General features: G+C 36.5%; 1 protein-coding gene. It reads right to left on the reverse strand.

The genetic code is table 11. The annotated features are described in order from the left end of the window. Positions 1 to 118: 118 nt before the first annotated feature. Positions 119 to 1750, reverse strand: coding sequence for a hypothetical protein (locus GXZ13_08035; protein ID NLX75751.1), 1632 nt, complete (start codon positions 1748 to 1750; stop codon positions 119 to 121). Between the last annotated feature and the right edge of the window lie 219 nt (positions 1751 to 1969).

The following is a 1969-nucleotide window of genomic DNA, read 5'->3' on the forward strand; positions in this document are numbered from 1 at the left end:
ACTAAGAGTGCTTTCCTCTCTAAGAATCTCTAAGACAATGTTAGCTTTTTCTTCTGGGCTCCAATTTCTTCTTTTTTTACTCATAGCTATATCATAACTTACTTTTAAAAATATGTGTCTAGTTTCGCGTAATCATTATATCAATAACTTCACCTTCAACTTCTAAATCCACTGTATTTTCGAAGGTAAGTTGTTTTGTGTAGTTCTCGAAATAGGCATAATTAATTTTTGTTTTTACTTCGATTACATAGGTCCCAGTTATATCTCCAAGGACAAGGGGAAACTCTGTTGCCTTTCCTACATAGGTCCCATAATTTCCAGCCGCATCTGAATGCCAGTAGTGTATACTTTCCAGTGTTAATCCAGCAGGTAGGCTGTCTAAGATCTTTACATTATTAAGAGCTTCTTCAGCTTTATTTACATAAATTCTCCAAATGATTTGGTCTTTATCATTAGTATTTTGCCAGCCCTGTTTTTCAATTGAAGAGCCTCTAGTAAGACCTTCAACGCCGGCGCTAGCTGAAGCTTTTTCTTCTCCATTCTCTTTTAAAATGGCAGTATTGGTGTAGGCTTCTTTTAACTTACCATCAATATTAGTTTTAAATTTAATACGGTAGGCCTTGTCTGTTGCACCGAGGTCAACCTTTAAAACACCACCATCTGTAGTATAGGATTTAGTAACCTTATTTCCTTCGGTCAAATCACCTTTTGAGCCAACCTTTAGTTCATAAACCTCAACAGAAGATGGGTCAATAGTTAAGCCAGCAGGAATAGGGTCTTCCACGCTTCCATTTGTAAGTGACTCTAATTTAGTATTAACATCTACTGTCCAATCAATATATGATGTGTTGATTGGAGCATCTGCTTTCCCAAATTTCTTCAAATCATAAACTGTACCAGTTTGCTCTGTCTTTAATTTAAAAGTTTTGCCAATGGGTTCTCCAAAGGTTATCTCCTGATATATATCTTCTTCGAATACTGATACATCAAACTTGAGTAACATGCCGACTTTCCCATGTCGATCTTTGATATCTCCAGCAAGCTTATCGTTAAAAACAACTTTTAGTAAACCACTATCAGAAATCTCATATGTCCCTACTACTTCGTTATTATTTTCTTCATCAATTAAATTACCGGAAGCGGGACTAGTGACTCCACTAAGCATATGAGGTAGCTGCAGCTGTGCGTAGTCGCCATTATTTAGTTCAACATCATCAGCAATCTCCCAATCAAATTCCACCTTTAGCTTTAGATCACTGGTAATCTCTATTTCATTAGTATGATCTGGATCCAATTGAACGTTATTAGCTTCTATGCTAACACCCGTAAAAATATTACCTAGATCTTTTGCAGTGCCTTCTTCCGAAGAATCTCTACTTTGTTTACCTAAAGCAAAGAGTTGAACACTGGTCTCTTCTAATGGTTCAGCGTTTTCTTCGTCGTCTTTCCCAGTCTCTTCAGTTTCCACTATTGGGTCAGTAGCCTGCTCTTCAAGATTTGCATCAGCTTCATCATCTTCTCCTGGCTCTTCAGCCTCTACTGGTTCTTCGGCCTCTCCAGGATTTTCATCACCACTTGGTATCTCGTCATCATCAGTTTCTAGTATTTCTTCTGGTTCTAATTCCAAAGCTTCATCAATGGTCTGAGCTTCTATTTCTTCACCTGCAAAAGCATATCCTAAGCTTGATAAAGGTGAGAACACTAAAAGCAGTGCTAGTATGAAACTAATAGATCTCCTAAATGATTTCATATTTCCTCCTATTTTTTCAAAATATCTTATTTATTTTGGCTTTGATTTTTGTATTGTTCCGCCCATTCCAATGTTTATTATAATGATTACGCGAAACTAGACACATATTTTTAAAAGTAAGTTATGATATAGCTATGAGTAAAAAAAGAAGAAATTGGAGCCCAGAAGAAAAAGCTAACATTGTCTTAGAGATTCTTAGAGAGGAAAGCACTCTTAGTG

This window comes from Synergistaceae bacterium, assembly GCA_012728235.1.
Classification (GTDB): Bacteria; Synergistota; Synergistia; order Synergistales; family Synergistaceae; genus JAAYFL01.

Excerpts from the sequence above, each read along its gene's own strand:
- GXZ13_08035 (NLX75751.1), bottom strand. The coding sequence starts at position 1,750 with ATGAAATCATTTAGGAGATCTATTAGTTTCATACTAGCACTGCTTTTA.